24 protein-coding genes are annotated in these 23,442 nt (G+C 58.1%); 16 read left to right on the forward strand and 8 right to left on the reverse strand.

The window, feature by feature from the left end; translation table 11 throughout:
- Nucleotides 1-2: 2 nt before the first annotated feature.
- Entirely contained in the window at nucleotides 3-488 is a 486-nt protein-coding gene (locus tag K0B93_RS04185) for a glutathione peroxidase (protein ID WP_219866018.1), read from the reverse strand.
- Between the two features lie 251 nt (nucleotides 489-739).
- Here K0B93_RS04185 and K0B93_RS04190 point away from each other — a divergent pair, with 251 nt between their 5' ends.
- From K0B93_RS04190 to htpX, 3 genes are all read left to right on the forward strand, one after another.
- On the forward strand, nucleotides 740-1,954 hold the full coding sequence (locus tag K0B93_RS04190; RefSeq protein ID WP_219866019.1) for a pyridoxal phosphate-dependent aminotransferase: 1,215 nt from the start codon (nucleotides 740-742) through the stop codon (nucleotides 1,952-1,954).
- 10 nt (nucleotides 1,955-1,964) lie between these two features.
- Nucleotides 1,965-2,432 (forward strand): hypothetical protein, encoded by a 468-nt coding sequence (locus tag K0B93_RS04195; protein ID WP_219866020.1) that lies wholly within the window; start codon nucleotides 1,965-1,967, stop codon nucleotides 2,430-2,432.
- A gap of 95 nt (nucleotides 2,433-2,527) precedes the next feature.
- A complete protein-coding gene (gene htpX / locus K0B93_RS04200; RefSeq protein WP_219866021.1) occupies nucleotides 2,528-3,409 on the forward strand; it encodes a protease HtpX in 882 nt (293 codons plus the stop codon).
- 48 nt (nucleotides 3,410-3,457) lie between these two features.
- Here htpX and pdxB read toward each other — a convergent pair whose 3' ends face one another.
- From pdxB to K0B93_RS04215, 3 genes are read right to left on the reverse strand one after another with little or no spacing between them, the layout of a single operon-like run.
- Entirely contained in the window at nucleotides 3,458-4,612 is a 1,155-nt protein-coding gene (pdxB, locus tag K0B93_RS04205) for a 4-phosphoerythronate dehydrogenase PdxB (protein ID WP_219866022.1), read from the reverse strand.
- Nucleotides 4,613-4,629: 17 nt separating this feature from the next.
- Entirely contained in the window at nucleotides 4,630-5,910 is a 1,281-nt protein-coding gene (locus K0B93_RS04210) for a DEAD/DEAH box helicase (RefSeq protein WP_219866023.1), read from the reverse strand.
- Nucleotides 5,907-6,497, reverse strand: coding sequence for an elongation factor P hydroxylase (locus K0B93_RS04215; protein ID WP_219866024.1), 591 nt, complete (start codon nucleotides 6,495-6,497; stop codon nucleotides 5,907-5,909). The genes K0B93_RS04210 and K0B93_RS04215 overlap by 4 nt, the downstream gene beginning before the upstream one ends.
- Nucleotides 6,498-6,655: 158 nt before the next feature.
- Between K0B93_RS04215 and dsbD the strand changes: the two genes are divergently transcribed.
- Nucleotides 6,656-8,563 carry a protein-disulfide reductase DsbD gene (dsbD, locus tag K0B93_RS04220; RefSeq protein WP_219866025.1) on the forward strand — a complete coding sequence of 636 codons (1,908 nt, stop codon included), beginning with the start codon at nucleotides 6,656-6,658 and terminating at the stop codon, nucleotides 8,561-8,563.
- A gap of 5 nt (nucleotides 8,564-8,568) precedes the next feature.
- Here the strand turns inward: dsbD and tusA are convergent, their stop codons facing one another.
- Nucleotides 8,569-8,811, reverse strand: a complete 243-nt coding sequence (gene tusA / locus K0B93_RS04225) for a sulfurtransferase TusA (RefSeq protein ID WP_219866026.1) — start codon at nucleotides 8,809-8,811, stop codon at nucleotides 8,569-8,571.
- Nucleotides 8,812-8,894: 83 nt separating this feature from the next.
- Between tusA and K0B93_RS04230 the strand changes: the two genes are divergently transcribed.
- A complete protein-coding gene (locus K0B93_RS04230; RefSeq protein WP_218634703.1) occupies nucleotides 8,895-9,185 on the forward strand; it encodes an antibiotic biosynthesis monooxygenase family protein in 291 nt (96 codons plus the stop codon).
- Here K0B93_RS04230 and rlmM read toward each other — a convergent pair.
- Nucleotides 9,182-10,258, reverse strand: a complete 1,077-nt coding sequence (rlmM, locus tag K0B93_RS04235; RefSeq protein ID WP_219866027.1) for a 23S rRNA (cytidine(2498)-2'-O)-methyltransferase RlmM — start codon at nucleotides 10,256-10,258, stop codon at nucleotides 9,182-9,184. The two genes, K0B93_RS04230 and rlmM, sit on opposite strands and share 4 nt — an antisense overlap.
- A 114-nt stretch (nucleotides 10,259-10,372) precedes the next feature.
- On the opposite strand from rlmM, the gene K0B93_RS04240 reads away from it, so the two are divergent.
- A complete protein-coding gene (locus K0B93_RS04240; RefSeq protein WP_219866028.1) occupies nucleotides 10,373-12,220 on the forward strand; it encodes a sensor domain-containing diguanylate cyclase in 1,848 nt (615 codons plus the stop codon).
- On the opposite strand, the gene K0B93_RS04245 is transcribed toward K0B93_RS04240, so the two are convergent.
- On the reverse strand, nucleotides 12,196-12,897 hold the full coding sequence (locus K0B93_RS04245; RefSeq protein WP_219866029.1) for an alpha/beta family hydrolase: 702 nt from the start codon (nucleotides 12,895-12,897) through the stop codon (nucleotides 12,196-12,198). The two genes, K0B93_RS04240 and K0B93_RS04245, sit on opposite strands and share 25 nt — an antisense overlap.
- Before the next feature lie 188 nt (nucleotides 12,898-13,085).
- Between K0B93_RS04245 and ccoN the strand changes: the two genes are divergently transcribed.
- The 9 genes from ccoN (at nucleotide 13,086) to K0B93_RS04290 (ending at nucleotide 21,765) form a co-directional block, all read left to right on the forward strand.
- Nucleotides 13,086-14,516 carry a cytochrome-c oxidase, cbb3-type subunit I gene (gene ccoN / locus K0B93_RS04250; protein ID WP_219866030.1) on the forward strand — a complete coding sequence of 477 codons (1,431 nt, stop codon included), beginning with the start codon at nucleotides 13,086-13,088 and terminating at the stop codon, nucleotides 14,514-14,516.
- Nucleotides 14,517-14,531: 15 nt separating this feature from the next.
- The gene (gene ccoO, locus K0B93_RS04255; RefSeq protein WP_219866031.1) at nucleotides 14,532-15,140 is read left to right on the forward strand and encodes a cytochrome-c oxidase, cbb3-type subunit II; all 609 of its coding nucleotides are present in this window, start codon (nucleotides 14,532-14,534) and stop codon (nucleotides 15,138-15,140) included.
- 4 nt (nucleotides 15,141-15,144) lie between these two features.
- Nucleotides 15,145-15,330 (forward strand): cbb3-type cytochrome oxidase subunit 3, encoded by a 186-nt coding sequence (locus tag K0B93_RS04260; RefSeq protein WP_218634708.1) that lies wholly within the window; start codon nucleotides 15,145-15,147, stop codon nucleotides 15,328-15,330.
- Nucleotides 15,327-16,217 carry a cytochrome-c oxidase, cbb3-type subunit III gene (gene ccoP / locus K0B93_RS04265; protein ID WP_219866032.1) on the forward strand — a complete coding sequence of 297 codons (891 nt, stop codon included), beginning with the start codon at nucleotides 15,327-15,329 and terminating at the stop codon, nucleotides 16,215-16,217. Before K0B93_RS04260 ends, ccoP begins: the two co-directional genes overlap by 4 nt.
- Before the next feature lie 133 nt (nucleotides 16,218-16,350).
- Entirely contained in the window at nucleotides 16,351-17,781 is a 1,431-nt protein-coding gene (ccoG, locus tag K0B93_RS04270) for a cytochrome c oxidase accessory protein CcoG (RefSeq protein WP_219866033.1), read from the forward strand.
- Between the two features lie 47 nt (nucleotides 17,782-17,828).
- Entirely contained in the window at nucleotides 17,829-18,344 is a 516-nt protein-coding gene (locus tag K0B93_RS04275) for a FixH family protein (protein ID WP_219866034.1), read from the forward strand.
- Complete coding sequence (locus K0B93_RS04280; RefSeq protein ID WP_219866035.1) at nucleotides 18,341-20,791, forward strand: heavy metal translocating P-type ATPase; 2,451 nt, start codon at nucleotides 18,341-18,343, stop codon at nucleotides 20,789-20,791. The genes K0B93_RS04275 and K0B93_RS04280 overlap by 4 nt, the downstream gene beginning before the upstream one ends.
- A gap of 36 nt (nucleotides 20,792-20,827) precedes the next feature.
- Nucleotides 20,828-21,076: a cbb3-type cytochrome oxidase assembly protein CcoS gene (gene ccoS, locus K0B93_RS04285; protein ID WP_416383192.1), complete on the forward strand. Its 249-nt coding sequence runs from the start codon at nucleotides 20,828-20,830 to the stop codon at nucleotides 21,074-21,076.
- Nucleotides 21,076-21,765, forward strand: coding sequence for a sulfite exporter TauE/SafE family protein (locus K0B93_RS04290; protein ID WP_219866036.1), 690 nt, complete (start codon nucleotides 21,076-21,078; stop codon nucleotides 21,763-21,765). Before ccoS ends, K0B93_RS04290 begins: the two co-directional genes overlap by 1 nt.
- A 40-nt stretch (nucleotides 21,766-21,805) precedes the next feature.
- On the opposite strand, the gene ttcA is transcribed toward K0B93_RS04290, so the two are convergent.
- The gene (ttcA, locus tag K0B93_RS04295) at nucleotides 21,806-22,720 is read right to left on the reverse strand and encodes a tRNA 2-thiocytidine(32) synthetase TtcA (RefSeq protein ID WP_228743302.1); all 915 of its coding nucleotides are present in this window, start codon (nucleotides 22,718-22,720) and stop codon (nucleotides 21,806-21,808) included.
- Nucleotides 22,721-22,792: 72 nt separating this feature from the next.
- Between ttcA and K0B93_RS04300 the strand changes: the two genes are divergently transcribed.
- Nucleotides 22,793-23,437 carry a TetR/AcrR family transcriptional regulator gene (locus K0B93_RS04300; protein WP_219866037.1) on the forward strand — a complete coding sequence of 215 codons (645 nt, stop codon included), beginning with the start codon at nucleotides 22,793-22,795 and terminating at the stop codon, nucleotides 23,435-23,437.
- Nucleotides 23,438-23,442 lie beyond the last annotated feature (5 nt).

Raw genomic sequence — 23,442 nt, forward strand, 5'->3', positions numbered from 1 at the left:
GGCTACAGCAGTTTCTCGATATCTTTTCGAATATCCTGAGGCTTAGCGGTCGGCGGATAGCGCCGGACCACCTGCCCGTCCCTTCCCACCAGGAACTTGGTGAAGTTCCATTTGACCTTTTCCGACCCCATCAGACCCTTGGCTTCACGCTTCAGGAACTGATAAAGCGGATGGGCGCCCGAGCCGTTCACCTCAATCTTTGAAAACATGGGGAAATCCACCCCGTAATTGAGACTGCAGAACTCACTGATGGCGTCGTCATTGCCCGGATCCTGGTTCATGAACTGATTGCAGGGGAATCCCAGTACCTCCAGGCCGCGCTCGCCCAGATCCTTGTACAGGGTCTGAAGGCCATCGAATTGCGGGGTGAAGCCGCACTTGCTGGCCGTATTTACGATCAGCAGAACTTTGCCCCGATAGTCGGCCAGGCTTTTCTCATTGCCCTTGATATCGTTGACAGTAAAGTCATAAACGCTGGATTCGGACACACTACTCTCCTTGGACTTGCTTATATTTTTCGAAATTGAATTGTGCACAATGTTTAATGGAAAACCAAGGCTTTCAGGGTCGGCATAAACCTCATCTTAAAAAAGGCTTCAGCTTTGGGCGCTAAATCTGTCTCACCACGCCACAATTCATCATAATTCCCCTGTTGCCGCCGCCCCTCGCTCCGCTAGAATAAAGGGCTGTCTCACATCAGTTTTATTTTCCGAATTCAGACCAAGGAAGCCTCGGCCTTATGCAGAACTACTACAAATCCGCCAAGCTGGATAACGTGTGCTATGAAATACGTGGCGTAGTTCTGCGGGAAGCGCGTCGACTGGAAGAGGAAGGTCACCGGGTACTTAAACTCAACATCGGGAATCCGGCCGCCTTTGAACTGGACGTACCCGAGGAGATCCAGCAGGACGTCATCTACAACATGCATCTGGCCCAGGGGTACGTCGAGTCCAAGGGACTCTTTTCGGCCCGCAAGGCGGTCATGCATTACTGTCAGCAACGGGGCATCGACAAGGTCGATATCGACGACATTTTTCTCGGCAACGGCGTCAGTGAACTGATCGTCATGTCGATGCAGGCCATGTTGAACACCGGTGACGAGGTACTGATCCCCGCGCCGGATTACCCGCTCTGGACCGCGGCTGTCACCCTTTCGAGTGGCAAACCCGTGCATTACCGTTGTGATGAACAGCAGAACTGGTTCCCCGACATCGACGACATCCGGAAGAAAATCACCCGTCGTACCCGGGCGATCGTTCTGATCAACCCCAACAACCCGACCGGCGCCGTCTACTCCAGAGAACTCCTGGAACAGGTCATCGAACTGGCTCGCAAGCACAACCTGATCGTGCTCTCGGATGAAATCTACGACAAAATTCTCTACGACGGCACAGAGCACGTCTCGACCGCCGCGCTTGCTGACGATGTGCTCTTCTTCACCTACAACGGGCTTTCCAAGAATTACCGGGCCGCGGGCTACCGCTCCGGCTGGATGATCATCAGCGGAGCCAAACACCGGGCAATGGATCTTATTGAAGGCATTGAGATGCTCTCAAATATGCGCCTGTGCGCTAACGTGCCCGCGCAGTTGGCTATCCAGACTGCCCTGGGCGGCTACCAGTCCATCAATGACCTGGTCGTTCCGGACGGACGTTTGTATGAGCAAAGGGAAACCGCCTGGCGAATGCTGAACGATATTCCCGGCGTCAGCTGCGTCAAACCACAGGGGGCTCTCTACCTGTTTCCGAAGCTGGACCCGAAGCATTTTCCCATCGTCAATGATGAAAAGCTGGTGCTCGACCTGCTGCTCCAGGAAAGAATTCTTCTGGTGCAGGGCTCAGCCTTCAACATTGACGACAAACAGCACTTGCGCGTGGTTTTCCTGCCCAGGGAAGACGCCCTTGAAGACGCCATGTCGCGGCTCGGCCGCTTCCTTGGTAACTATCAGCAGTAACGGAGCATCCATGGCTGACATTCATGTAGAGGAATTCTACAAGGACGTTGCGATCGCCCTTGTCCAGCTCTATGGCGCCTTCCCTCGCCGCGTCAATCTGTTCGTGGAGGATATCGCCGGCCCGGACGAGCCCGATGAATTCGGGCTTCACAGCAAGCGTCATATGGCCTGCTTTGGCGCCCTCCTCTGGCTGGAAGAGGAAGGCCTGCTTCGCTATGTCGATACCATTCGTCAGGAAGCGCTGGACCAGGCAGTTCTGAGCCATGCGGCGTTCGTTCGCCTGAGCGCTCCGGCGCCGGTTGAGCTCAACCGGCGCCTTAACCAGGACCAGGCGCACGCCGGTGACCATCTTCCTCCGTCGGTGCGGGAAGATCTTTCGACCCACATTCACCTGATTCGCAAGGCCCTAAAAACCGGTCATTCCGGACGTATCAGCCAGGTTGTGCAGGCGACGTTCTTTGCCGATGACAAACATTAAATCCATGCAAAGACATTGAACCGTCGAACCCCGGCCACATAATTCGGTCTTAGGCACAGCTTTTACGTGTTTGACTCATCATTCAGGGAATTAACATGCGGATTCTGTTGTTTCTGGCCACCAACCTTGCGGTCATCCTGGTAGCAAGCTTTACGCTGAGACTTCTGGGCGTCGACAGCTACCTCTCCCAATACGGCATTCAGTATGGTCCGCTGCTGGCGTTTGCCGCGGTCTTTGGGTTCGCCGGAGCCATCATTTCACTGCTGATATCCAAGCCAATGGCGAAGTGGAGCACCCGGGCAAAGGTCATCGAATCCCCGCGCACTCCGGCTGAACGCTGGCTAGTGGACACGGTAGCGGTTCTCGCCAAAAACGCCGGCATAGGAATGCCCGAGGTTGCCATCTTCCCAGCTTCCCAGTCCAACGCTTTTGCCACAGGCTGGAATAAGAACGATGCCCTGGTTGCAGTTAGCGAGGGCCTTCTGCATCGCTTCAACAAGGACGAGATCCGGGCGGTTTTGGGCCATGAGATTGGCCACGTGGCCAATGGGGACATGATCACACTTGCCTTGATCCAGGGCGTCGTCAACACCTTCGTTATTTTTGCCTCCCGGGTCATAGGCTCCTTTGTTGACCGCGTTATTTTCAAGAACGAAAGTGGTCACGGAATCGGCTTCTTTGTAGTCAGTATTGCCGCGGAACTGGTGCTGGGCATTCTTGCGAGCACCATTGTGTTCTGGTTCTCCCGTCGTCGGGAATTCCGGGCTGATATCGCCGGCGCCCAGTTGGCAGGCCGGTCCGCCATGATCGGCGCGCTGGCACGCCTTAAACAGGAAAGTGAGATCCCTGACCAGATGCCCGATACACTTCAGGCGTTTGGCATCAATCGAGGGGCTCGCGGCGGCCTCAGCGCTCTGTTTATGACACACCCGCCGCTCGAAGACCGGATTCGGGCCCTGGAACAGGCCTCTTTCTAAACAAAAAAACCGGGGCACAAGCCCCGGTTTTTCAGTTCGGACGGATGGTCAGATTTTCAGCTTGAACCCGATCGCCCGGAAGCTGTCCTGCAGGGATTTACTAGTCCCCTTCAACTGGACCTTCAGGCTGGAACATTCCCGGCGCACCGGATAGTCTCGCCGCAACCGGTCAAAAGCCGCCGCTCTCTCCTCAGCCGAGCCCCGCATGGCAACGCGCAGGCGGGCATCATCCTGCCTGGGGTCATAACAGGCTCGCAGTGAAATTCTGATGGCATCGTCCTCGTCGGCGGCGCTGGTGAACGATACTTTGCTCAGCGCGGGTTCCGGCAGGAACTGCCCCGTTTTCTTGCGCACAGGCAACCCCAAATAGCCACTGAGCGCCTGATAGATCATTTCCGTGCCCTGAACCTTACCCTCAAGGCTGTAGCCGGCAATGTGGGGGGTGGCCAACCAGACCTGATCAACCAGCTCCGGATCAATGCGGGGCTCTCGCTCCCAGACATCCAGGGCCACAACCGGTGCATTCGCCTGTGCCAGCCGCGCACGCAATGCGCCGGTGTCGATCACTTCACCACGGCCAGCGTTGATCAGCAGCTGATCCTCGGTCAATGAAGCCAGCTGACGTTCACCCACCAAATGGTAGGTGGCGTGCGCCTGGTCCCGGGTAAGCGGCGTATGCAGCGTGATCACATCGCATTGCAGGGCCTCATCCAGGGAGACGAACTCCTGATCGCCGTCTTCCTCGCGTTCGGCTCTCGGCGGATCGCACAACCGGACCTCAAAACCGAGGCGTTCAAGCTTATGGGCAAGCTCGCCGCCCACATTCCCAACGCCGACGATGCCCACGCTCAACCGCGTCCAGTCTTCCAGGGCGCGCCGCTCTGCGTGGAGGGAAAGCACTCCAAGCACATACTCGGCTACGCTGTTGGCGTTACAGCCCGGCGCTGCGGAGAAACGGATTCCCTTCTGTTCGAGCCAATCCCGATCGACGTGGTCCGTGCCAATTGTGGCCGTCCCCACGAACCGTACCCGGCTGCCCTCCAAAAGTTCCGGACCGACCCGGGTGACGGACCGAACCAGAACCACATCGGCGTCCCTGACGTCACTGGCGGTCATCGTCCGACCCGATACCTGACGTATTTCCCCGAAATCTCCGAAGAAAGAGTCCAGTAGCGGGATGTTTTCGTCTGCTACGATCAACATGATGCTGTACGGCCCTTTCAGTTCCTGCGCTGGCGCTGATTACGGCCGCCGGAGCCACCGCGACCACCCTGGGGGCGGCGACCGCGCTTGCGGGTGATCGGTGGATTTTCCATTGCCACCATCAACGCCTCATCCGGCACCGCCGTTTTCAGTTTCTGGCTGATGTACGCCTCGATGGCCGGCAGCGCGAAGGAATCATCCTCACCCGCAAAGCTGACCGACACCCCATGCTTGCCCGCCCGACCGGTACGGCCGATGCGATGCACGTAATCTTCTGCATTATCGGGAAGATTGTAGTTGAAAACGTGGGTTACGCCGTTGACGTGAATACCACGGCCCGCGACGTCAGTGGCGACCAGCACCTGGATGGAACCTTTCTTGAACTGTTCCAGCGTCTTCAGACGTTTGTTCTGGGCAATCTCTCCGGACATCAGGGAAACCTTGACCCCCTGGTTACGCAAGTCCTCCTCAAGATCCCGACACTGATCGCGGCGATTGGCGAAGACGAGGGCCTTCTCCACTTCCGGACGTTTGAGGTAGTTCACCAGAACCGGCAGTTTCTCATCATCACCGACCAGATATACCGTCTGTTCGACCCGCTCCGCTGTCTTTTGCTCCGGCTCGATTTCCACGAACTCGGCATTCTTGGTCCACATGGACGCCAGGTTAAGCACATCCTGGTTGAATGTGGCACTGAACAGGAGGGTCTGACGATCTTCCTTGGCTGTACATTTGCGGATGATCCGTTTCACATCGGGAATGAACCCCATGTCCAGCATGCGATCCGCCTCATCCAGAATCAGAATATCCAGCTGATCGAGGAAGACGTCCTGGGAACCCAGAAAATCAATGAGCCGTCCCGGCGTTGCCACCAGAATATCCACGATTTCGTTCTGCAACTGGTCCCGCTGTTTGTCGTAGTTCATGCCACCGACGACGGTCACGACGTTGTGACCCGTGTGCTGGCAAAGCTGCTCGGCATCCTTGGCAATCTGCATCGCAAGCTCCCGCGTGGGTGCGAGGGCCAGAACCCTGGGTTCAGAGGCAAACCGGTCCTTTTCCGGGATCGGGGTTTCCAGCAGGGACTGAATGGCGGTAATCAGGAACGCTGCGGTTTTACCGGTGCCCGTCTGTGCCTGGCCAATCAGGTCCTCACACGCCAATGTCCAGGGCAGGGTTTCCGCCTGAATCGGCGTGCAGTATTCAAATCCAATCGCCGTAATGGCATCCTGCAGACGTTTGTCCAGATTCAGATCCTGGAATCGAAGGTCGCCAGTGTGCTTTGGGTCAGATGTCATACAGTCTCAATTTTCCTCAGGGTGTTCAGTGCGGAACTCACCGGAGCAATGCGTCGGGCATCCTGTTGCCAGGATTCGAGCACCGTATCAGTGGTCCCATAAAAGGTTGTCAGTGCATCAAAAAATTGTCCGGCTCGTCGCGGCAAACCAGTAGACAGGTAAAGCCCGGCCTGTTCACGGACCTTACTCCTGAAGCCCGACTCATCTGCCGCGCCATCTCCGGAGAGGTTGTCCAAACTGATGTGAAAACGGAACCCGGCCGCCATGGAGAATAGCCACTCCAGCGCCTGGGGTTTAACCTCTACCTGTTCGAACGCCCGCTGCTGTTCTGGCGACCGACCATCCGGACAGTACCAGTAACCGTAATCGTGGAGTGCGCGCCGACGCTCACCGGCGATACACCAGTGGCTGATTTCATGCAAGGCACTGGCGTAATAGCCGTGCGCAAAGACAACTTGCGCAACCCCATCCGGCTCGTTGGCAGGAAGGTACTCGGGTTCATCACTGCCTTTGACCAGAATGGTCCGGTATTTTTCCCGGAACAGGTCATTAAACAGCATGATAAGATCATTTGGACTGTGATTCATTGGCTCGCTATTGTGCGACTTTACAGCGATCAATACCAGAGGGAACTTTGACGCCCCGACTATGTCCACTGGCTTCGAACGCCGCTGAAAGAACGGAATCGTCCGCGGCCGTACAGGACTCAAGTAAAACCAATAGCAAACAGGAACCAGACCAATCCATGACAGTATCCGCTGCGGTCTTTCAGAACTGTCGACGCGCCCGTGCATTTACCCACCTGCTGACGCTGATCTGCCTCATGCTGGTGACCGGAACCGCTTCCGCCCTGGGCACCGGCGGGAAATCCCTCTTTGGGGGTGAGAACAACGGCTTCCTGCCGGTTGATGAGGCACTCCCCTTCAATTACAGCTCTGACAGCGGTTTCGTGATCCTGTCCTGGAACATTACCCCGGGACACTACCTGTACCGGGAACGGGTCAGTGTCGTTTCGGTAACCGAGGGCGTCCAGATCGGTGAGCCGAAGTTCGCCCGGAGCGGTGAGGTTGTGCAGGATGAGTTCTTCGGCGAAGTCACCGTTTTTTATGATCCGGTCGACGTGCGGGTTCCGGTTTCCCTGCCCGAAGGGGTGCAGGAAGCCCAACTGCAGGTCACCTACCAGGGATGCGCCGAGGCAGGACTGTGCTATCCCCCCCAGACCCGCGATGTGCTTTACTTCCCCGGCAGCTCCACAAGCCAGGCCCCGGCGGGCTCCGAAGGGACCGGGACCGAAACTGCCCGCCTGGGCAATGGCTCGCCTGAAACCTCCATGGACACGTCATCAGCCACTGGCCTTGCGGGCTTTCTCTCCCGCCAGTCCTCACTGGTGATTGTCGGGGTGTTCTTCCTCCTAGGGCTCGGGCTGACATTCACCCCCTGTGTACTTCCCATGGTGCCGATCATCTCGACACTGGTTTCCAGCCACAACACCCGCACCTCCGGCCACGCACTGATGCTGTCTGTCAGCTATGTCCTCGGCATGGCGCTGACCTATGCCTCCGCTGGTGTGCTGACAGGGTTATTGGGTGCCAGCTTCAACCTTCAGGCACAATTGCAGTCGCCGTGGGTGCTGGGCGTGTTTGCCACACTCTTTGTGGTATTCGCCCTGTCCATGTTCGATTTGTTTGAGATCCAGCTGCCGCGATTTATCCGGGAACCATTGAATGATGCCAGCCACCGAATGACCGGCAGCCGGGTGCTGAGCATATTCGGGATTGGGGCTTTGTCGGCATTGATTGTGTCACCCTGCGTCTCCGCGCCACTGGCTGGCAGCCTGCTTTATATCTCAACCACCCAGGATGCCCTGGTCGGCGGTATTGCCCTTTTTGCGCTTGGTCTTGGAATGGGACTTCCACTGATATTGGTGGCGGTGGGCGGACGCAGGCTTCTGCCAAGCAGTGGGCACTGGATGACTACAGTGAAGCACTTCTACGGCGTGATGTTGCTGGCCGTGGCAATCTGGCTGGTGGAGCGACTGGTCCCGGCCTGGCTGGCGCTGACCCTCTGGGGTCTCCTCATCGCGATCACCGGGGTTCAGCTTGGTGCGTTCGATGCGGCAAAGGCGGGTTGGGCACGAACCCGCAAGGGCCTGGGCCTGGTGCTTTTCGCCTACGGTCTGGCATTACTTGCCGGGGCTGTTGGCGGTGCCAGTGACCCCCTTCGGCCACTTACACCCTTTACCGTGGCGTCGAGCCCGAACCCGGCCCTGACACCGCCCGATCATGCAGGCTTCGAGCGGGTCGCCGCACCCAGACAGATTCGCGCCAGGCTGGACGAAGCGGCGGCGCAGAACCGCCCCGTCGTTCTGGATTTCTATGCCGACTGGTGCATCTCATGCAAGGTGATGGAGCGCAATGTATTCAGGGACCCGCAGGTTGTCCAGGCGCTCTCTCCCTATACGTTGTTGCAAATTGACGTGACTGACAACACGCCGGCGCAACAGGCCCTGCTCGATGAGCTCGGCCTGTTTGGCCCGCCAGCAATCCTGTTCTACAGCCGAGACGGCGAGGAGATGCCGGCGCAGCGGGTACTGGGAGAAATGGATCGCGATGATTTCATTCGCCACCTGAACGGACTCAGGTCCGGAGCCTGATACGGTCAGGCTTCGCCTCGTCGAATCAGGAACACGAATTCGTCGCCCTGCTCTTCATCACAGACCAGCTCGTGGCCGAGGAACTGACAGAACCGTGGAATGTCCCGGGTGGTCGAGGGATCCGTGGCGCGCACCCGGAGCACACGTCCGGGCGCTACATCATTGATGCGATTATGCAACATCATGACCGGCTCCGGGCAGAAAAGCCCTCGGGCATCCAGCTCTGCATCGTACTCTGAAGCTGCCAAAACCTTCTCCTGATCAATAACCTGATATTTCTGAAAAACCTGCTAATTTATTGTTTATAACAGCTAAATAATGGAGGTAAACCATGATCCGGGTGCTGATTGAACGCCATATCGCTGAAACCCTGGAAGATGCCTACGAGCAACGCGCCCGAAAAGTCCTGCAACAAGCCGTCAGTGCGCCGGGCTTCATTTCCGGCGAAACCCTGGCCGACAGCCATGACCCCAACCACCGTATCACGCTCGCCAACTGGCGCTCCGAAGCCGACTGGGACCGGTGGTATCGGTCCCCGGAGCGCAGGGAACTCATGTCGGAACTGGTTCCCATGATGGACCAGGACGAAACCATCACCGTCCTCGAACAGAGCGTTTTCTAGCCGGTTCGCTCGATAAAACAAGTAATTTCTTCCCGATCATGGTAGAGGTGGCGGGCTTTCAGGTTGAAGCCAACGCCCGCTTCTGCCAGACCTTTTTCAATGATATCACGGCAAATCAGCCATTCATCGTAGCGTTTCTTCATCGGCAGTTTGAGATTAAAGACCGTGTAACGGCAAAATCCGCCGGCAATCCAATCGACCGCCAGTCGGGCAGTTTTACGAGGCTGGTCCACAATGTCACAGACCATCCAGTCGATTCGCCGCTTGGGCCGCCAACTGTAGCCATCGGCCTCAACGTGCTCCACCTGACCGGTAGCCATTAAATCGGGATTCATTGGACCGTTATCAACCGCCGTAACCAGCATGCCCTGGCGCACCAGTTGCCAGGTCCATCCACCAGGCGCCGCGCCCAGGTCAGCGGCCTTTTTACCGCCGCCCAGATAATCCAGTTCCTGTTCCGGCGGCAGAAAAATCTTCCAGGCTTCCTCCAGCTTGAGCGCAGACCGGCTTGGCGCCGATGCGGGCAGGCGAAGCCGGGGAATCCCCCCCACATAACGGGCCCTGTTTTCCTGAAGACTGAAGCCAATCACCGCCTCGGAGAAGGCCAGTAACAGAACCTCGAGCCGGGCCGGCGCAGAGGCGTTCTGATCGGCCTTGAGCAGGCCTGCTCCCCGCAATCCACGAGACAGTGGAGAAACCCATTTACGGGAAAAATTACCAAGATCGCCGTCGGCATTGTTTTCGGGCAGTCTGACCTCGAGCCGGGCACAACCCGGGTAGCTACGCTCCAGATTTCGCAGTCCCTCGATGACGGCACCCACCCGATCATGCTCGGGGAGCGGCATACGACCAAGCACCACGAACCAGTCCCGGACAAACACCAGATCTGCCAGATCCAGCCGAGACAGGAGCTCCTCTGCCGTCTCCGGCCCGCCCAGTGAATACCAGACCAGGCCAGCCCCCTTCTCGGGCTCAAAAAAGCCGAAAAAACCACGTTCGGCGGCCTGATCGGTCAATTCCCGACCGGCTTCGGCTTCAAAGCCCGGTCGACAAAATGCAAGAACCTGTTCCATTCGATACCTGTTATAAGGGGCGTCAACGCAACCCTGTAAATTTGAAACTGTTTAACATCAAATATTGTGTGCTTTGACTACACTCTTCGCTCTACTGCTTTCGGGAATCCCCAGATGTCGCCTGTTCTGCGCCTGTTCGCCATCCTGAGCCTCAGCCTTCTACCGGCCATAGCCCTGCCCTATGGCCCGGTGCCCGAGGCCGGATGCCCGATTCTTGAGGCCACAGATCCTGAATCCCGGCAGTCCCTGATGCACTTCGTCTGCTTTTACAGCGCAGCACCCGGTGACCCGGCGCACGATGCGCACTCCCCCGACGACCTCCCGGAAAACCTCAACTGGAGGCTCGCAAGCGGGCACGACCTGGTGTTCAGCCACACCAAATCCGTCTATTGGGTTCGCCTCAATGTCGAAAACACCGGGAGCCGCCAGGCACTCTGGTACCTGAAGCTCAACTATCCGCTGCTTGACGAGGTGACGTTCTGGCAGACAGGCGACGGCCCAAATACCCATCTGGTCACGGGAGATCAGCGACCATTCGATGCACGGGGCATAGACTACCGGTATTTCCTCCTCCCAGTCACGCTGGCCGAGGGCGAAACCCGCTCGATCACCCTGCGGGTTCGGAGCAGCGGCGCCCTGAATGTTCCCCTGACCTTCGAAACCCCGGAAGAAGTCATCGCAAAAAGCAATCACCTTACCCTGACTCACGGACTATTCTACGGCGCCCTTCTTGTTTTCGCGGTGTTCAACCTGCTGTTGTTCTTCAGCTCGGGTACCGCTTATTACTTCTACAACGCCTTTTACATGGCAGCCATGGGGCTCTTCATGTTTGCGATGGGAGGGTTTGCCAACCAGTATTTCTGGCCCGACAGCACCGGATTTGCCAATACGTCCATTCCACTCAGCCTGGCACTCTGCGCACTGTCGATGACACTGTTCGGCCGTTCCTTCCTGGAGGTAGAACGGAAGACAATGGCCGGAACCGCCATGACGGCACTGGCTTGGTTCTGTATCGGTTTCCTTGCCCTCACTCTGTTGCTGCCCTACAGCAAGACCATTCTGCTCAACACAGTCCTCGCACTCTCCGTCATTGGCAGCCTGTTTGTCATTGCGGTGGTCCGATGGCGCCACGGCTACCAGCCAGCGATGTGGTATGTGCTGGCGTGGCTGGTCATGCTGCTGGGCGGATTGATCTATGCTCTGGCAGCCTTTGGTTACCTGGCGGATTTCCTCGCCCGCGAGGCGCTGATGCAGGTTGCAGTGGGAGGCCAGGTGGTCCTGCTTAACTACGCCATGGTCCAGCGCTGGCGACTACTCAACGAAAAACTTCTGGAAGTGGAACACAACGCCCGAACCGAACTTGAATTCAAGGTTCACGAGCGCACGGCCCAGCTGCGCAATACCATGAGGGAGCTGGAGAAGGCCAACCGGCAATTGGCGACGCTGAGCCTGAACGATTCACTGACCGGGCTTCACAACCGGCGGCACATGGACAACATCCTGCCTGAACTCTGTGCCGAGGCCCGGCGCACCAGGCAACCCCTGACCCTCGCGCTGGTCGACGCCGACCACTTCAAGACGGTCAATGATACCTGGGGGCACGCCTTTGGTGACACCTTCCTGCAATTGATCGCTGACATCCTGACCCGGCACGTCAAGCGTCCCCGCGATGTCGCAGTCCGCTTTGGTGGAGAGGAATTCGCCTTGCTGCTTCCTGGCACCGATATTCCCGGCGCGCGCAAAGTTTGCGAAGCCATACTCCACGATATAGCAACCACGTCGCTGACCAGTCCGGACGGGCACGCCGCCAAAATTACCCTGAGCGCCGGTGTTGCCTCCCTGGCTCACGGCGAAGACCGAACGAGCCTGTTCGACCGCGCTGACGAAGCCCTGTACCGGGCCAAGAGCAGAGGGCGAAACCGGGTCGTTGTGTCCGATCACTCGTTCGTTGACAAAGCCTGAGGCTTCGGACACGTCTCGACGAACACCCGGGTTTGCCGGGCCGCCTCGGCAATGAGCGCCTCCTGACTGGTGTTCTGGCGTGCCAGCGGCTGAAAATCGTGATTGCCCCCCTCCAACCAGTGCAGACTCACCCCTTCGAGCTCTGATTCGCGCCCCACCATCTCATCGGGCTTGCCGAACGGATCCCGGGTTCCCTGCACGATGAGCATCGGGCAGCGCAGAGAGGCAAAATGTCCGGTTCGCCAATTATCAGGCTTGCCCGGGGCGTGGAAGGGGTAACCGAAACCAACCACGCCGTCGATGCCCGCGCATTCGCTGGCAAACAGGCTGGCCATTCGCCCACCCATGGATTTCCCGCCCACGATCAGCGCGCATTCATCGCCCACATCCTGACGAACCTGATCAACCACCTCGGCAAAACACTCGAGCAACCGGGGCTGACGGTCGGGGGGCCGCTTCCTGCCGTCCTGACGTCGCTTTTGCATGTAGGGAAATTCGAAACGAACGTTTGGGATACCATTCGCTTCAAGTTCATCCGCCAGAATGTTCATGAAGGGCGAATCTGCTGGGGCGCCGGCTCCGTGCGCAAGAATCATTACGACTTCAGGCCGCTTCTCATAGCTTTTAGTCTTAATCAATTCCACTTCATTCACCTGAGTTTTTTTAGGGACTATCATTAGAGGTCAGGCATCGCATATGACCACACCCAAAACGTCTCTTATAGTGACCGGTGCAAGGATGCCATGTTGCTGATTTCGGCGCATTTGACAGGGTTCTGGAGTTGACCTGAGTCATTGCAAAGCACTAATGCTTTCTCCATACTTGCGCCCGCATAATTTCTCACTCTAAACCCATTGGTAAGGCTATGAGCACAGTAAATGCAAACCTGACTTACAACTATAAGGTGGTAAGACAATTTGCCATCATGACGTTGGTCTGGGGCATTGTTGGCATGGGTATGGGCGTGTTGATCGCGTCCCAGCTTGTGTGGCCAGCGATGAATCTGGATATGCCCTGGACGCACTTCGGTCGTTTACGGCCGCTGCATACCAACGCCGTCATCTTCGGCTTCGGTGGAAGCGCCCTGTTCGCCACCTGTTATTACGTAGTTCAACGGACGTGTCAGGCTCGCCTGATTTCGGACGGCCTCGCTGCGTTTACTTTCTGGGGCTGGCAAGCGATTATCGTGGCCGCCGCCATTACCTTGCCCATGGGCCTTACCTCGTCAAAAGAATACGCTGAGCTCGAATGGCCAATTGATATCGCCATCGCCGTGGTCTGGGTAGCGTTCGCCCTGGTGTTCTTCGGCACCATCATGAAGCGCAGCACTCCGCACATCTATGTTGCCAACTGGTTCTACGGTGCCTTCATCATCACCGTGGCGTTCCTGCACATTGGTAACAACCTGGCCCTTCCGGCCAGCGCGTTCAAATCCTACTCTGCGTATGCCGGTGTGACCGACGCCATGATGCAGTGGTGGTGGGGCCACAATGCGGTAGGTTTCTTCCTGACCGCGGGCTTCCTCGGCATGATGTACTATTTCGTGCCAAAGCAGGCTGATCGCCCGGTTTACTCCTACCGTCTGTCTATCGTTCACTTCTGGGCACTGATTGCGACCTACGTATGGGCTGGCGGCCACCACCTGCACTACTCCGCCCTGCCAGACTGGGCACAGACCGCAGGCATGATAATGTCCCTGATTCTCCTGGCTCCGTCCTGGGGCGGCATGATCAACGGGATGATGACCCTGTCCGGCGCCTGGCACAAACTGCGGACCGATCCGATCCTGCGCTTCCTGGTGGTATCCCTGTCCTTCTACGGCATGTCCACGTTCGAAGGTCCGATGATGGCCATCAAGACGGTCAACGCACTGTCTCACAACACCGACTGGACCATCGGCCACGTACACTCCGGTGCACTGGGCTGGGTAGCCATGATCAGCATCGGCGCCATCTACCACCTGATCCCCAAACTGTGGGGACTGCAGGCGATGTACAGCACCAGCCTCATCAATGTCCACTTCTGGCTGGCTACCGTTGGCACCGTACTTTACATCGTTGCCATGTGGGTCAACGGCATCATGCAGGGCCTCATGTGGCGCGCGGTTAACGCCGACGGCACCCTGACCTACAGCTTCGTTGAGTCTCTGGAAGCCTCTTACCCGGGATATTTCGTCCGCTTCCTTGGTGGCGTCATTTTCCTGAGCGGCATGCTCATCATGGCTTACAACGTGTACATGACCATTCGCCAGAAAGATGCGGTTGCGGAAGAAAGCGCAGCGGCCCAAACGGCGTAAACGGAGAGAGGTCAGATGAACCACGATATTGTTGAAAAAAATATTGGTCTGATGATCGTTCTGATCATCCTGACTATCAGCGGCGGCTTTCTGGTTGAAATCGTGCCCCTGTTCTTCCTGAAAGAGACGAACGAGCCGGTGGAGGGTCTTGAGCCCTACACCGCTCTCGAACTGGAAGGCCGGGATATCTACATCCGCGAAGGCTGTCACGTGTGCCACACCCAGCAGATCCGTCCGTTCCGGGCAGAAACCGAGCGCTACGGCCACTACTCCGTAGCCGGCGAGTTCGTCTACGATCGGCCGTTCCTGTGGGGCTCCAAGCGTACCGGTCCCGATCTGGCCCGCGTCGGCGGTCGTTACTCGGATGCCTGGCAGCGTCAGCATCTTTACGACCCGCGCAGCGTGGTTCCGGAATCCAACATGCCCGCTTTCCCCTGGCTGTTTGAAAACCGGGTAGACCACACCGCGACGGCAGCGAAGCTGGAGACTCTGCAGTCACTTGGCGTGCCTTACAGCGACGAACAGATTGCCGAAGCATCTGCGCAGGTCGAGGGCAAATTCGAAATCGAAGCTCTGGTCGCGTACCTGCAACAACTCGGTACCGTGATTTCAGAGAAACGGTGATCCCATGGATTTGAACGAGTTACGCGGCATTCAAACCCTTCTGGTCATGGCGGTTTTTTTCGGAATCGTCTGGTGGGCGTACAGCGCCCACCGCAAAAAGGCCAACGACGAGGCAGCGCATCTGCCCTTCGATGATGACGAAGTGGAAAAGCGTACTCTCGAACAGGAAAAAACGGAGAAGAAACAATGAGTACCTTTTGGAGCCTCTGGATCAGTGTGATCGTGCTCGGTACTATTTTCGGCTGTATGTGGCTTCTGTGGGCGACCCGTAAGAACCAGACATCCGATACTGAGACCGATCGCACCACCGGCCATTCCTTCGACGGCATTGAGGAATACGACAATCCGCTTCCGAAGTGGTGGTTCTACCTGTTTATCGCCACGTGCATTTTCTCGCTCGGCTACCTGGTCCTCTACCCCGGCCTGGGCAGCTTCCAGGGAGTGCTGGGCTGGACCTCGGCCAACCAGTGGGAGGCTGAAGTTGCCGAAGCGGAAGAGAAGTACGGCGAGATCTACGCGCAGTATGGCAGCACGCCGGTCGCCGAACTGGCGAACAACGAAGACGCCCTGAAGATCGGTCAGCGTCTGTTTGCCAACAATTGCGCCGTCTGTCACGGCTCTGCGGCTCGGGGCCAGGTTGGTTTCCCGAACCTGACCGACGACGACTGGCTCTACGGTGGCACCCCGGACGCCATCCTGGAAACCCTGCACAACGGTCGCATGGGTAACATGCCAGCCAAGGGTGTCATGCCAAACATGACCAATGAGCAGGTTGATCAGGTGGTCAACTACGTACTGAGTTTCAGTGGTCGTGAAAAAGATGCTGAAGCGGCCGAAGCCGGCAAAGCCGTGTTTGCCCAGGGCTGCGCCGCATGTCATGGCGCGGACGGCAAGGGTATGCAGTCGGTGGGCGCGCCCAACCTGACTGACAACACCTGGCTGTACGGTTCCACCTACGAGTGGATCAAGGAAACGGTCGTCAACGGTCGTCAGAACCAGATGCCTGCCCAGAGTGGTCGCCTGTCTGAGGACCAGATTCAGATTCTCGCAGCCTACGTTTACAGCCTGTCGAACTGAGTCAGCCGGCCGGGGCTCGCGCCCCGGCCTGGTCTTTTCCAGACTGTGCCCTGCCCCTCCGGACACAGTCTGGAACAGATCAGCAGACCCTCCGGGCCCGCTTAGCGCTTTACCCTTTAATCGGGAGGTTTCGATGAGCAGTGAGATTCCGGTCAAACAGGTTGACCCGTCCTCTGACCCCTCCGATAACAACAAAAAATCCGGAAGTGTCGAACTCTACGCCAGCCGCAAGAAAATCTATGTAAAGGAAGTCAAAGGCTTCTTCCAGCGCATCCGGAATGTCAGCCTGATGCTGTTGATGGGCATGTATTTCCTGTTCGTCTGGATCACGCTGGACGGCCAGCCGCTGATTCATTTCGACCTCCCGGCCCGGGAGTTCCATCTCTACGGCCTGACCTTCTATCCGAAGGATTTCATCCTGCTGTCCGGGATGCTCATCATCTGTGCCTTCGGCCTGTTCTTCATCACCACCCTCTTTGGACGGGTGTGGTGCGGCTATACGTGCCCCCAGACGGTGTGGACGTTTATCTTCATGTGGGTGGAGGAACGTATTGAAGGTAGCCGCAACAAACGGATGAAACTCGACAAGGCCCCCAGTTCCGCAGAGAAGATCGCGAAAAAGTCGGCCAAACACGCGGCATGGCTGCTGATCGCCCTGGCCACCGGGCTGACCTTCGTTGGCTATTTCTACCCTATCCGGGAGCTCATCGCCGACCTCTTTACCTTTCAGGCGAACGGCTGGGCCTACTTCTGGGTAGCCTTCTTTACCGTTGCCACCTACCTCAATGCCGGCTGGATGCGCGAGCAGGTGTGCCTGTACATGTGCCCGTATGCCCGCTTCCAGTCGGTCATGTTCGACCCCAATACCCGCGTTGTGTCTTATGACCCCAACCGGGGGGAACCTCGTGGCGGCCGCAAGAAGGGTGTGGATCCGGCCGAGGCGGGCCTTGGCGATTGCATCGACTGCGGCCAGTGCGTTCAGGTGTGCCCGACCGGCATCGATATCCGGGACGGTCTGCAATACGAGTGCATCGGGTGTGCGCTTTGCATTGATGCCTGCGATGAAATCATGGACAAGATGGAATACCCCAGGGGCCTGATTCGCTACACCACGGAGAACGAACTCGAGGGCAAGAGCTCCAAGCTGCTGCGCCCAAGGACCTTCGGCTATGGCGCAGTGCTGGCCATGATGATCGCGGCCATCGTCGTAACCATTGCAACGCGGGTGCCGGCGCAGATGGATGCGCTCCGGGATCGCGGCGCGCTGTACAGCTTCAACGGCCAGGGCAGGATTGAGAACTCCTACACCCTGAAAATTGCCAACATGACGGAAGTGCCCCAAACGTTCGCGGTTTCAGTGCGAGGCCTGGAGGATATCCAGATTCTGACCGAGACATCGGTGACCGTTGAGAGCGGTGAAAACCGTTCGCTGCCGACAGTGGTTGATGTGCCGCCTGAATCCATCACACAGTCCAACAACGAGATTTTCTTTCAGGCACAGTCTCAAACAGACACTTCATTGAAGCTGGAAACTGAAAGCCGATTTGTTGGTCCAACGCGCTGATCCCCGGAACGCGCGCCGACCACCCCGTTTAAACGAGAACGAGTGATATGACCGAACAAGCTCCAATAGCACCCTGGTATCGCCAGCCCTGGTTCTGGTTTCTGACCATTTTTCCGCTGGCTGCCATCATCTGGTGTATTTTCATGATCATCATTGCCACCAATCTGGAAGACACGATGGTCACCGATGATTACTCCAAGGAAGGCCGCGGTATCAACATGGAAATAGCGCGCGATAAAAAGGCCAAAGACCTTGGCATGGTCGCTGAAATGCGCTTCAACGACCGCACTATCGCCCTGACTCTCAGCACAGACCAGGGCCCAACTGACTTCCCTTACCTGATTCTGAACCTGTTCCATCCGACCCTGGCAGATCGCGACCGGACCATTCAGTTCCAGAAAACAGACACCGGCGAATACCGTGGCCAAATGCTTGAAGACATTGATGGTCGCTGGTATTACGACCTGCGGGGACCAGAGAACCGGTGGCGATTGAAAGGCGAAGCCTGGCTGCCGGCGGAAAACGGAATCACCGTCAGCTCAGAAGGCGCTGCTAAAGGGTGACTGCCCTGAAGTGCTTTCATTGCGGTGAGCCAGCGGATGGTGAGCCGCAGATTACCCTGGAGCTGGACGGACGGACCCAGCATTTCTGTTGCCGTGGCTGCCAGGCCGTCTGTGAAACCATCCGTGGCGAGGGACTAAGCGGGTTCTACGACATTCGCACCGAATCCGCCGTTACCCCCCGCCAATTGTCTGGCTCGGAACTTGATCGCATCCGCGAACTGGACCACCCCCTGGTCCAGCAGGCTTTCGTGTCTCCGGTCAAAGGGGGCGAGGAGGCTCAGCTCCTGATAGGTGGCATTACTTGCGCTGCCTGTATCTGGCTGCTGGAAAACCACATGAAAAAGCAGCCCGGGGTGCTGTCCTTCACGGTCAACCACACCACCCAGCGAGCCCGACTGGTCTGGGCTCAGGACCAGAGCCGGCTCAGTGACCTGCTGATTGCCATCCACGAGCTCGGGTATACCGCGCGCCCCTACCAGCCAGACGAAGCAGAACAGGCCCTGAGATCGGAGCACCGATCCATGCTGATCCGGCTCGTACTCGCCGGTATTGGCTCGTTTCAGAGCATGATGCTCGCATTTCCGCTGTATTTTGAAATGGTGAACGACCTGTCACCGGAGTTCGTCAGCTTCTTCCGCTGGTTCAGCCTGCTGATCGCAACGCCGGTGGTGTTTTACAGCGCGCGCCCCTTTTTCAGTAATGCCTGGCGTGACCTGAAGTCCCGACACCTGACCATGGACGTCCCGGTCGCCATTGCCATTGGCCTTGCTTACGCTGCCAGTGCCTGGGTTACCGCATTTGGCGGCGAGGAAGTGTACTTTGAGTCGGTGTGCATGTTCACCTTTTTCCTGCTCCTGGGCCGCTACATCGAAGTTCAGGCCCGGTTCCGGGCCGGTCTGACCGGGAACGCCCTTGCAGGCTTCCAGCCAACGGTTGCCACCCGGGTTCAGGGTGAACAGGTGGAGGTGGTTCCGGCGCACGCAATCAAACCCGGTGACGTGATTCGGATCCGCCCAGGCGAGACCCTGCCCATCGATGGTGAGATCGTCCACGGCCAGTCCACCCTCAATGAGGCGGCCCTGACGGGTGAATACCTGCCTGAAACCCGAATGCCCGGGGATACCGTGCACGCTGGCAGCATCAACGGCGAGAATCCGCTCGATGTCCGGGTCGTCAGGGCGGGCTCACAAACCAGACTTTCCGGCATCATGCGGGTACTGGACCGGGTTCAGGCCGAGAAACCCCCGGTGGCACTGATGGCCGACCGGATAGCCGGAAAGTTCGTGGCGCGGGTGCTGATCCTGGCACCTGTGGTCTGGCTTGGCTGGTGGCTCGCAGGGGCTGACAACGCTTTCGATATTACCCTGTCGGTGCTTGTGGTCACCTGTCCGTGTGCACTATCCCTGGCCACGCCCACCGCCATTACCGCAGCCACAGTCAAACTTCGGCGACTGGGTTTCCTGCCAACGCGAGGCCATACCCTGGAATCCATGAATACCATTGATACCGTGGTTTTCGACAAGACCGGTACCCTGACCCGGGGCGAACTGAGCCTGGTGGGCGTAAAAGTCGTGGGTCACATGGACGAAAGCGCCTGCCTGAAGCTGGCAGCAGGCCTGGAGCAACACTCGGAACACCCGATCGCCCGGGTGTTCCACAACCGGGCCTCGTCGGCTGTCGGGCAGGTAACCAATCACCTCGGCGGCGGGCTTTCCGGAAAACTCGGAGACCAGCAGCTCTACATCGGTCACAAGGACTTTGTCGAGTCCTGCGTTAACCTGCCTGCGCCGGCCTCGCCGGGCTATCAGGGCATGGAGATCTGGCTCGCATCGGAACGCGAATGGCTCGCCTGCTTCTCTCTCGACGATCAACCGAGGCACGATGCTGCCAGCGCCATTCATTCCCTTGAGGGCCTGGGCATCCGTACCCTCCTGCTCAGCGGCGATCGCTCGGATCACGTCTCACAGGTCGCTCGGGCAGTGGGCATTGAAGAAGCCATTGGCCAGGCATCACCGGAGCAAAAACTCGAAGTTCTGAAACAACTCACGGGTGAGGGACACAAGGTCATGATGGTGGGAGACGGGCTCAACGACCTGCCCTCCATGGCGGGGGCCGGCATATCCGTCGCCATGGGATCCGCGGCAGACCTGACCCAGCTCCACGCCGATGCTGTGCTGCTCAACGGCCAGCTTATTCAGTTGGTTGAAGCCCTTAAAACCAGTCGCCTGACCCGCCGGGTGATCCGCCAGAACCTGATGTGGGCGCTCGTGTACAACGTCTGCGCCCTGCCCCTGGCTGCGGCCGGCATGGTTCCGCCCTGGCTTGCGGCCATAGGCATGTCCTTGAGCTCACTGGTCGTCGTCCTGAATGCCCTTCGCCTGGGCAGGACAGCCGCCCGACCGACGAACCGGGCCGGGACTACGGTTGGCGCCCAAGCTGTGTCCTGATACCGTATCCCGATACTTTTTCCGCGAGGTTCTGCCGTGCAAATCGTTATGATCCTGGTCCCGCTGGTATTGATTGTGGTGGCCCTGGGTATTTTCCTGTTCTCGTGGGCGGTCAAAAGTGGCCAGTATGATGATCTGGAGGGGCCGGCCCACCGGATTCTGTACGACGATGACAAGGATATGATCCCGGACGACGCACGGACGGACAAGCCAACCTCTCGCCCTGAGGAGGAGGCCGGGGAGTCCCCCGAGCCTGACTCCGACGAGGATGCCCCTAAACCCTGATGGCCCCTGAACTCTATCTCAGTTATCCCAGCGCCTTTCTGATCGGCCTCCTCGGGAGTTCTCACTGCCTCGGCATGTGCGGTGGAATCAGCGCCTCGCTGTCCATGGCGCTGCCAGTCGGGAAGGGCTTCCGATTACGCCAGACCATGATGTTGCTGGCGTTCAACGCGGGCAGGATTTCCAGCTACACACTGATTGCTGCGCTGGTAGCACTGCTGAGCACCTCGGCGGCAAGCCAGTGGTCAGAACTGGGCGGAGTGCTTCGCACCGTCGCCGGTCTGCTCCTGATTGCCATGGGTCTGTCGATGGGGCAATGGTGGCAGGGAATACGCTACATCGAGAAGATAGGTGCGCCGGTCTGGCAGCGCCTGTCTCCGCTGACACGGCGCTTTCTACCGGTCAATCATGTCGGGCAGGCCTTGGCCCTGGGAGCACTCTGGGGGTGGTTGCCGTGTGGCCTGATCTACACCACGTTGGGCTGGGCGGCACTGCAACCGACCGTCGGCTCCGCGGCACTGACCATGTTGTTCTTCGGCCTTGGCACACTCCCCTCCATGTTGGCAACGGGCTACGCGGCAGGCTGGATCCGAAGGTTGCAGGGTCAACGCCTGTTCCGGAAAGTGACCGGTGGCCTGCTGATCGTGTTCGGCGTCTGGACCCTGCCCCTGACCGGCGGCCTCGCCCATTGACCGGACGGATCCCCGGTCATCCGGCTCCGGCCCACCAGTGCTAGATATTCAGGACGTCCAGGCGACCGAAACTGCTGGCCTCCTCGGGTTCGGCTGTGTCTACAGCCTGACGCTTCCCGCCCAGGCGCTCCCCGTCCCGGAAATTATAGAGGTTGGTGTCGGCAAGGTGGGACGGTTCCACGTTGCACAGGGCGCGGAACATGGTTTCCAGACGACCGGGGTGCTGTTTGTCCCAGGACTGGAACATGTCCTTGATGACCTGACGCTGGAGATTTTCCTGGGAACCACAGAGGTTGCAGGGAATGATTGGAAATTCCCTGAGCGCCGCATATCGGGCAATATCTTTCTCGCGACTGTATGCCAGCGGCCGGATGACGGTGTTGCGGCCATCGTCACTGTGCAGTACCGGTGGCATGGACTTCAGTTTGCCGCCGTAGAACATATTCAGGAAAAGGGTTTCCAGAAGGTCATCGCGGTGATGGCCGAGGGCGATCTTGGTCACGCCGTGTTCTTCTGCGAAATTATAGAGAATTCCGCGCCGTAGCCGGGAACACAGACCGCAGGTGGTCTTCCCTTCCGGAACTTTTTCCTTAACAATACTGTAGGTGTCCTTCTCGATGATGTGATACTCGATACCCATGGTTTTCAGGTATTCTGGCAGCACCTCTTCCGGAAACCCGGGTTGTTTCTGGTCAAGGTTGACCGCAATCAGCTCAAAGGAAACCGGTGCACTCTTCTGCAGGTTGAGCAGAATGTCGAGCATGGCGTAGGAGTCTTTGCCGCCGGAAAGACAGCACATTACCTTGTCCCCGGCTTCAATCATCGAGAAATCGGCAATCGCCTGCCCGACATCACGGCGCAGACGCTTCTGCAGTTTGTTCAGCTCCAGTTTCTGGCGGCGCTCAAGCTCGGCGCGCTGAGACGGTTCGGGACTCACGATCATTGCTTCGGACATACCAACTACGTTCATAAGGTTAATGAGCGTCGGATTATACGCGTCACATGGATTCAGGGACAGGATACCGACATGGATATGTTGCAAACACACCGCCAGATCACAGGAAAACGAGAGCTCAACCGAATCCGCAATCGCAAGGCGATCCTCGATGCAGCCCGGGAATGCTTTCGGGAGCACGGCTACGACAACTCGACCATCCGCGACATCGTCAGGCGCACGGAACTGGCTGCCGGCACCTTCTACAACTATTTCTCCAGCAAACAGGATATCTTCGCGGCACTGCTGACCGATTTCCTGACCCGACTGAACAACAACCTTACCCGAAATCGCCGCTCAGCAGACACCACGCAGGATTTCATTCACTCGGCTTATCTCGCCCTCTACACCGCGACCGCCCGTGACCCGCTGGTCTATGAACTGGCTCACCGAAACGACCGGGCTCTGCGGAAACTGTTCGGCTCCGACATTCTGGGGCTCACGATGCTGTCTCTCGAGGAAGACGTCCGGGAAGCAATGACTCGCGGCCTGTTGCCAAAACTTGATCACGATTACCTCTGCGCGGCCTTCTTCGGGGTGGCCTATGAAATGAGCCTGAGAGTGGCCCAACGGGCCCATCGTGAGCCCGAAACGGCGGACCAGGAGGCGCTGCGGGCGACCCGGTTTTCCACGGCCCTGTTCCTTGGCGGCATACCGAAGCTTTCCGGCCTTTCCTGACGCCC

Origin of the sequence: Marinobacter sp. F4218 (genome assembly GCF_019443085.1) — a bacterium.
GTDB lineage: Bacteria > Pseudomonadota > Gammaproteobacteria > Pseudomonadales > Oleiphilaceae > Marinobacter > Marinobacter albus.

Coding starts and splice junctions, on each gene's coding strand:
- K0B93_RS04190 (WP_219866019.1), top strand. CDS start 740: ATGCAGAACTACTACAAATCCGCCAAGCTGGATAACGTGTGCTATGAA.
- htpX (WP_219866021.1), top strand. CDS start 2,528: ATGCGGATTCTGTTGTTTCTGGCCACCAACCTTGCGGTCATCCTGGTA.
- ccoG (WP_219866033.1), top strand. CDS start 16,351: ATGAGCAGTGAGATTCCGGTCAAACAGGTTGACCCGTCCTCTGACCCC.
- K0B93_RS04210 (WP_219866023.1), bottom strand. CDS start 5,910: ATGACATCTGACCCAAAGCACACTGGCGACCTTCGATTCCAGGATCTG.
- dsbD (WP_219866025.1), top strand. CDS start 6,656: ATGACAGTATCCGCTGCGGTCTTTCAGAACTGTCGACGCGCCCGTGCA.
- K0B93_RS04290 (WP_219866036.1), top strand. CDS start 21,076: ATGGCCCCTGAACTCTATCTCAGTTATCCCAGCGCCTTTCTGATCGGC.
- K0B93_RS04245 (WP_219866029.1), bottom strand. CDS start 12,897: ATGATAGTCCCTAAAAAAACTCAGGTGAATGAAGTGGAATTGATTAAG.
- ccoN (WP_219866030.1), top strand. CDS start 13,086: ATGAGCACAGTAAATGCAAACCTGACTTACAACTATAAGGTGGTAAGA.
- pdxB (WP_219866022.1), bottom strand. CDS start 4,612: ATGTTGATCGTAGCAGACGAAAACATCCCGCTACTGGACTCTTTCTTC.
- ccoP (WP_219866032.1), top strand. CDS start 15,327: ATGAGTACCTTTTGGAGCCTCTGGATCAGTGTGATCGTGCTCGGTACT.
- K0B93_RS04195 (WP_219866020.1), top strand. CDS start 1,965: ATGGCTGACATTCATGTAGAGGAATTCTACAAGGACGTTGCGATCGCC.
- K0B93_RS04300 (WP_219866037.1), top strand. CDS start 22,793: ATGGATATGTTGCAAACACACCGCCAGATCACAGGAAAACGAGAGCTC.
- ccoO (WP_219866031.1), top strand. CDS start 14,532: ATGAACCACGATATTGTTGAAAAAAATATTGGTCTGATGATCGTTCTG.
- K0B93_RS04260 (WP_218634708.1), top strand. CDS start 15,145: ATGGATTTGAACGAGTTACGCGGCATTCAAACCCTTCTGGTCATGGCG.
- K0B93_RS04240 (WP_219866028.1), top strand. CDS start 10,373: ATGTCGCCTGTTCTGCGCCTGTTCGCCATCCTGAGCCTCAGCCTTCTA.
- K0B93_RS04275 (WP_219866034.1), top strand. CDS start 17,829: ATGACCGAACAAGCTCCAATAGCACCCTGGTATCGCCAGCCCTGGTTC.
- K0B93_RS04230 (WP_218634703.1), top strand. CDS start 8,895: ATGATCCGGGTGCTGATTGAACGCCATATCGCTGAAACCCTGGAAGAT.
- K0B93_RS04215 (WP_219866024.1), bottom strand. CDS start 6,497: ATGAATCACAGTCCAAATGATCTTATCATGCTGTTTAATGACCTGTTC.
- rlmM (WP_219866027.1), bottom strand. CDS start 10,258: ATGGAACAGGTTCTTGCATTTTGTCGACCGGGCTTTGAAGCCGAAGCC.
- ttcA (WP_228743302.1), bottom strand. CDS start 22,720: ATGTCCGAAGCAATGATCGTGAGTCCCGAACCGTCTCAGCGCGCCGAG.